Here is a 6000-nt window from a genome sequence, read left to right as displayed (position 1 = left end):
TTCAACACCGTCACCGTGGTGCTCAACGGCCAGCAGGTGAACCGCTACACGATCACCGACCCTTCCACCTGGTGTGGAGGAAGGCGCCCTTCATCCACCCCACCAGGCGGCGGGTTGCGGAAAACGAAGCTCGGCTGATCTGCTCAGAGCCTCACGGAGTCGCCTGTGGTGGCGGACTGCTTGGCCGCTTCGATCACTTCGAGGCCCGTCACGGCGTCCTGCGGGGAGACGGGAGCCACACCGGCGGCCACTGAGGCGTAGAAGTCCTGGTAGGCGCCTGGTTCCGTGCGGTGCGGGGTGCCGCCGAGGGTGCCCCAGGCCGATTCCGGTTCCTCGCCCCAGCCCGGACCGGCTGGGGTTTCGCCTGCCTTGAGGCGGTCTTCCTGGGGGTCCATGCCGTATTTCACGTAGGCGGCGTCGTGGCCCAGGACTCGGAAGCGCGGGCCCAGGTCGGCGGCCAGCGCGCTCATCCAGAGGTGGGAGCGGACGCCGTTTTCGTGGGTCAGGGAGAGGAAGACGTCGTCGTCTGCGCGGGCGCCTGGGCGGACGGTGGCGATTTCGGCGTGGACCGAGGTGGGGCGGCCGAAGAGGGCCACGGACTGGTCCACCAGGTGGGTGCCCAGGTCGAAGAGGATGCTGCCGAGGTCCGCCGGGTCGCCGGACTCCTTCCAGGAGGACTTGATTTCCGGGCGGTAGCGCTCGAAGCGGGACTCGAAGCGGTGGACCTTGCCCAGGGCGTTGGTGGACAGGAGCTTTTGGACGGTCAGGAAGTCGCCGTCCCAGCGGCGGTTGTGGAACGGGACGAGCATGAGGCCTCTGGAGGAGGCGATCGAGGCCAGGGCTCTGGCTTCGGCGGCGGAGCCCGCGAAGGGTTTGTCGACCACGACGTTGAGGCCGTGTTCCAGGACCTGGCGGGCGTGGGTGGCGTGGAAGCGGTTCGGGGTGGTGATGACCACGAGGTCGAAGCCTCCCTGCCAGACCTCGTCCAGGGAGGACAGCAGGCGGGTGGACGGGTAGCGCGCGGCTACTTCGGCTTGGCGCTTCGGGTTGGCGGTGACCACGGCGGAGAGCTCCAGGCCCGGGGTTGCCGCGATGAACGGGGCGTGGAAGGCCGCCCCACCTAGTCCGTAGCCGACCAGTGCTGTGCGCATGCGATCAGCCTAAGCGGTCTCACCTGGTGGACGGGGTGTCGGAGGGCCTGGACGGACCTCTAGCTTCGTCAGTCATGAGCAAGCTGCTGGTCTGCCGGCGCCACGTGGACTACGTGCGCGTCACCAGCATGGCTTGTCGTTGCTCCCGTTGATCTTCAGACCCCCTGTCGGCGAACGAAACTGGAGCACAGCCATGTCCTGGTCCTTTGAGACGACTCAGATCCACGCGGGTGCCGCGCCCGATCCGGCCACTGGCGCTCGCGCCACGCCGATCTACCAGACGACCTCCTACGTGTTCCGGGACACGCAGCACGGCGCGGACCTGTTCGCGTTGGCCGAGGCCGGGAACATCTACACGCGCATCAACAACCCCACGCAGGACGTGCTGGAGCAGCGGGTCGCCGCGCTCGAAGGCGGCGTTGCCGCCGTGGCGTTCGCGTCGGGGCAGGCGGCTGAGACGGCCGCGATCCTGAACCTCGCCAAGTCCGGCGATCACCTCGTGTCGAGCGCCTCGCTGTACGGGGGCACGTACAACCTGTTCCACTACACGTTGCCGAAGCTGGGCATCGAAGTGTCGTTCGTGGACGATCCGGACGACCTCGACGCGTGGCGGCGGGCCGTGCGGCCCAACACCAAGCTGTTCTTCGGCGAGTCGTTGGCCAATCCGCGCAGCCACGTGCTCGACATCGAGGGGATCGCCGATGTCGCGCACGAGAACGACATACCGCTGGTCGTCGACAACACGGTGCCCACGCCGTACCTGCTCAAGCCGTTGGAGCACGGTGCGGACATCGTCATCCACTCGGCCACCAAGTACCTCGGCGGGCACGGGACCGCGATCGCCGGCGTGGTCGTGGACGGCGGGAAGTTCGAGTACGGGGCGGAGAAGTTCCCCGACTTCCACGAACCGGACCCGAGCTACCACGGGCTGCAGTACTGGCCCGCGTTGGGGCACGGGGCGTTCGCGGCGAAGCTGCGCGTGCAGGGGCTGCGGGACACGGGCGCGGCGATCGCGCCGCTGACGAGTTTCCTGGTGATTCAGGGGATCGAGACGTTGTCGCTGCGGATCGAGCGGCACGTGCGGAACGCCCGAGCGCTGGCGGAGTGGTTGGAGGAGCGGGACGAGGTCGAGAAGGTCCACTACGCGGGGCTGCCATCGTCGCCGTTCCACGCCAATGCGCGGAAGTACCTGCCCAAGGGCGCGGGTGCGGTGGTGAGCTTCGAGCTCCGGGGTGGTGCGGAGGCCGGTCGGGCGTTCGTGGACGGGACGAGCCTGTTCAGCCAGTTGGTGAACATCGGGGACGTGCGGTCGCTGATCGTGCATCCCGCCTCGACCACGCACAGCCAGCTGACACCGGAGGAGCAGCTCGTCACCGGGGTCACGCCGGGGCTGGTGCGGTTGTCGGTCGGGCTGGAGGGGCTGGAGGACCTCAAGGCGGACCTGGAGGCGGGCTTCCGCGCGGCGAAGTCGGAGTTGTAGTGGGCGGCTGGCGGTTCGGTGATCCGAACGGGCGGCGGAAGTGGTTCAGCCACACCGAACCGCTCGCCGGGCTGCCGGGTTTCCAGCTCGCGTACGAGACGTGGGGGACCTTGAACGCGGAGGCCTCCAACGCGGTGCTCGTGCTCCACGCCCTCACCGGTGACAGCCATGTCGCCGGGGGCGTGGAGCCGGGTCACCCCACGCCGGGCTGGTGGGACGCGCTGATCGGGCCGGGGCGGCCGCTCGACGGGTTCTTCGTGGTGGCGCCGAACGTGCTGGGCGGCTGCCAGGGCAGCACCGGGCCGTGGCAGTACCCGGTCTTCCCGGACATCACGATCCGCGACCAGGTGCGGGCCGAGGTTCACCTCGCGGACTACCTCGGCATCGGCGAGTGGGCCGCGGTGATCGGCGGCTCGATGGGCGGCATGCGGGCGGTCGAGTGGGCCGTCGGCGAGCCGGATCGGGTGAAGTCGTTGCTGTTGCTGGCGACCACGGCGGCGGCGTCGGCCGAGCAGATCGGGCTGGCGAGTGCGCAGGTGCACGCGATCAGGGCCAGTCCGGTGGAGGGACTGGGGGTCGCGCGGCGGATCGCGCACCTCAGCTACCGCAGCGAGCAGGAGCTGCAGGCCCGGTTCGGCAGGGAGAGGCAGCACGACGGGCGGTTCGAAGTGGAGTCCTATTTGGACCACCACGCGGCCAAGCTCGCGCGGAGGTTCGACCCCGCCAGCTACGTCACGCTCACCGAGGCGATGAACTCGCACGACGTCGGGCGCGGCCGAGGTGGTGTCCGGGCGGCTCTGCGACGGGTGAAGGCGCGCACGCTGGTGGCCGGGGTGGACTCGGACCGGCTCTATCCGCTCGCACAACAACGAGAACTGGCGGCGGGCATCCCCGGAGCGGACGACCTGCGGGTGATCACGTCGCCGTACGGGCACGACGCGTTCCTCATCGAGAGCGAGCAGGTCGGCGCGCTCGTCACGGAACTGGTTCCCGCACACTCAGGTACTCGTTGAGCCGTGCGGACGCGGCGATCATCGCCAGGCCCCGCGCGGTGAGACGGCGCCGCCAGTCGGCCAGGGCGGCGCCGAGCGTGTCGGTGCCGCCGGCCGTGCGGATCTGTTCGACCACGAGAGCTATGCGCGCCAACGGATAACCACCGCGACGCAGCAGGTGGGCCAGCTCGGCGTCGCGGACGTCCTCGGCGCCGAACGTGCGGTAACCGGTGGCTTCCCGTTGCGGCACGAGGATTCCGGCCTCCTCCCACGCGCGCAACGTCGCCGGGGTGACGCCGAGCCGCCGGGCCAGCTCACCGATCGACCGCGGCCGCAGGACCGGTTCGAAGTCGGTCAGGTCCTCGACCGCCCGGCTGACCGAGTTGAGGGTCTCGCGGTCGCGGAGGAGCTGCTCGTGGCCCCGGTCGACGGCCAGCAGCACGTCGTCCAGGGCACCCGTGTTCAGCGCGACCATGATCTCGCCCGCGCGTGCGTGCCCGAAGGCGGGGATCAGGGCGATGAACGCGCGGAGGGCAGAGGCGTGGACTTCGGTGTAGACGCGGTAGCCGGACGGGGTGCGCGCGGCAGGCGGGAGGAAGCCGGACTCCTCGTAGTTGCGCACCGCCTGGGTGGAGATGCCGTGCTCGCGAGCGAGGTCGGACGGACGCACGGTTGAGACTTTAGACCAGCTCAACGCGCTAAACCGCGTGAAAGCTTCAACCGGGCTTTCAATGTTACGGTTGAACCACATGAGCCAGGACATTCGTGAGTTCATCAGCCCTTTCACCGAGCTCTTGGCGTTCGGCGAGCCGACGCACCGGGAGCACGCCCACACCTGGATCCGCAACGAGCTGTTCGAGCAGCTGGCCGCGCTGGGCTACCGGTCGATCGCACTGGAGAGCTGCCGCATCCGGGGCGTGCTCGTCGACGACTACGTCAAGGGCGGCCCGGGCGACCTCGACACGGTCGTGAAGGAGGGCTTCTCCCACTCGTTCGGCGAGCACTGGCCGGCCAACCGCGAGCTGGTCGCGTGGATGCGCGAGTACAACGCCGACAAGCCGGCCGAAGAACAGCTCACGTTCTACGGCTTCGACTTCCAGACCGAGACCACCAGCGCACCCAGCCCGCGCCCGTACCTGGAGCACGCCCGCGACTACCTGGGCGTCGAGGCGGATCTCAGCACCGATGACGAGAAGTGGGGCCGCGACGAGGCCGTGCTCGACCCCGGCCAGTCACCCGGCCGGTCAGAAGAAGCCGTCAGGTTCCGCGAGATCGGCACGGACCTGCTCAAGCGGCTGTACCGGCTGACCGTCCGGGACGACGCCTGGAACCGCGCCGAGGCACACCTCACGGCAGGGCTGAGCCTGCTGCGGTACCACCGGGAATGCGCCGAGCCGAACCCGTTGGGCGTGCGGCTGAACCGCCTCTGTCAGATGCGCGACGGCGTGATGGCGCGCAACCTGCTGGACATCCGCCGGATCGAGGCGGGCAGGGGACCGACGTTCGTGCACGCCCACAACGCCCACCTGCAGCGCACCGACAGCTCGATGGAGATGGCGGGCGAACGGATCGAGTGGTTCTCCGCGGGTGCGCTCGTGGCGCCGATCCTGGGCGACCAGTACGCGGTCATCGCGGGCACTCTCGGCCGCAACGACGGCTTCGGGCTCGGTGAACCGGACGAAGACACCCTCGAAGGTCAGCTCCAGAAGCGATTCGTCACCTGGGGCATGACGAAGGACGTGCCGCGGGGCAGGACCCGCCAGGACACCAGCCCGGAAATGGGCTACTTCCCGCTCGATCAGCACCTGCTGGCCGGCGTGGACGCGCTGCTGCACGTCAGGGTTGGTCGTCCAGTGACGCGGTGATCCACGGCGCGACGGGCAGGTCGCGCGTCTCGCACTCGATCGCCAGCTTCAGGGTCCACCGCAGGGCTTGCAGGACCACGGTCGCGAGCTCCTGCGGTGCCCCGTTGGCCAGGGCGATCTCGATCTGCTCGGACGCGGCCTCCTGGTCGCCGTGCACCTCGGCCAGCAACGCGCGGATCGCGGTGCGCACGGGCGGGTCCGCGTCGTCGATCTGGACCTCGTTGCCCTCCTCGTCGAACACCTGCATCTTCACCGGTGTCGCGCCGCCGGAGCCGAGCTCGCCGACCATGCTGCTGCACTCGGCGAACAGCAGCAGCACCAGCTCGCGGATCTCCTCGTTGCCCTCGGGTGACCCGCTGAGGTAGCCGGTCACCAGGTCCACCGCCACAGCGTCCTCACCGGCCCTGGCCGCGGCCAGGGCCTCACCGGCCACGGCGGTCAGCCGCGACCAGCGATCTGGATCCTGTGGTGGTCTCACAGGTACTGCCTACCGCGCGGTGTCACGCGTCCGC

6 protein-coding genes are annotated in these 6000 nt (G+C 69.4%); 3 read left to right on the top strand and 3 right to left on the bottom strand.

Annotation, left to right across the window (positions count from 1 at the left end; all coding sequences use genetic code 11):
- Window positions 1-143 precede the first annotated feature (143 nt).
- Window positions 144-1151: a Gfo/Idh/MocA family oxidoreductase gene (locus ABZV40_RS42430; protein WP_355455253.1), complete on the bottom strand. Its 1008-nt coding sequence runs from the start codon at window positions 1149-1151 to the stop codon at window positions 144-146.
- A gap of 193 nt (window positions 1152-1344) precedes the next feature.
- Between ABZV40_RS42430 and ABZV40_RS42425 the strand changes: the two genes are divergently transcribed.
- Window positions 1345-2631, top strand: coding sequence for a bifunctional o-acetylhomoserine/o-acetylserine sulfhydrylase (locus tag ABZV40_RS42425; protein ID WP_355455251.1), 1287 nt, complete (start codon window positions 1345-1347; stop codon window positions 2629-2631).
- A complete protein-coding gene (locus ABZV40_RS42420; protein ID WP_355455249.1) occupies window positions 2631-3644 on the top strand; it encodes a homoserine O-acetyltransferase in 1014 nt (337 codons plus the stop codon). The genes ABZV40_RS42425 and ABZV40_RS42420 overlap by 1 nt, the downstream gene beginning before the upstream one ends.
- Here the strand turns inward: ABZV40_RS42420 and ABZV40_RS42415 are convergent.
- Window positions 3607-4293 carry a TioE family transcriptional regulator gene (locus ABZV40_RS42415; protein WP_355455247.1) on the bottom strand — a complete coding sequence of 229 codons (687 nt, stop codon included), beginning with the start codon at window positions 4291-4293 and terminating at the stop codon, window positions 3607-3609. The genes ABZV40_RS42420 and ABZV40_RS42415 overlap by 38 nt on opposite strands.
- Before the next feature lie 79 nt (window positions 4294-4372).
- Here ABZV40_RS42415 and ABZV40_RS42410 point away from each other — a divergent pair, with 79 nt between their 5' ends.
- The gene (locus ABZV40_RS42410; RefSeq protein WP_355455245.1) at window positions 4373-5488 is read left to right on the top strand and encodes an erythromycin esterase family protein; all 1116 of its coding nucleotides are present in this window, start codon (window positions 4373-4375) and stop codon (window positions 5486-5488) included.
- On the opposite strand, the gene ABZV40_RS42405 is transcribed toward ABZV40_RS42410, so the two are convergent.
- Window positions 5460-5966 carry a hypothetical protein gene (locus tag ABZV40_RS42405; protein ID WP_355455243.1) on the bottom strand — a complete coding sequence of 169 codons (507 nt, stop codon included), beginning with the start codon at window positions 5964-5966 and terminating at the stop codon, window positions 5460-5462. The genes ABZV40_RS42410 and ABZV40_RS42405 overlap by 29 nt on opposite strands.
- Window positions 5967-6000: the final 34 nt, after the last annotated feature.

This window comes from Lentzea sp. NPDC004782, from assembly GCF_040609115.1.
In the GTDB taxonomy this organism is placed as follows: Bacteria; Actinomycetota; Actinomycetes; order Mycobacteriales; family Pseudonocardiaceae; genus Lentzea.
The sequence above is the reverse complement of the archived record's forward strand: the minus strand, read 5'-3'. Positions and strand labels throughout refer to the sequence as shown.